The organism is Psychroserpens mesophilus, from assembly GCF_050617655.1.
Classification (GTDB): domain Bacteria; phylum Bacteroidota; class Bacteroidia; order Flavobacteriales; family Flavobacteriaceae; genus Psychroserpens; species Psychroserpens mesophilus_A.
Genome location: NZ_JBODQC010000118.1, coordinates 1 through 291, shown reverse-complemented (window position 1 = coordinate 291; position 291 = coordinate 1). Strand labels below are relative to the sequence as shown.

Annotated in this window: 1 protein-coding gene; it reads right to left on the bottom strand. The window is 52.6% G+C overall.

Annotation, left to right across the window (positions count from 1 at the left end; translation table 11 throughout):
* Positions 1-291: DapH/DapD/GlmU-related protein (locus tag ACRHNM_RS16580; protein ID WP_431137731.1), on the bottom strand; the 291-nt coding region annotated here is incomplete at both ends.

Below are 291 nucleotides of genomic sequence, written 5' to 3'. Positions count from 1 at the left end.
ATCGTCATCCGGGGCAAAGCCAAAACCATCCGCGCCAATGATAGCCCCGCTGTGAATCACGCAATCCCTCCCAATCTGGGTTTCCGAATAAATCTTGGCACCGGCAAAAACAATCGTGTTGTCTCCGATCACCACATTGTCGCCGATGTAAGCGTCCGGGTAAATCTTTACATTGTCGCCCATGCGGACGTTATTCCCCACGTAACAGAATGCGCCCAGGTAGCAGTCCTTACCATATTCGGCCGATTCTGCCACATGCACCGGGTCTTCCACCCCGGTTTTTGCACTTTT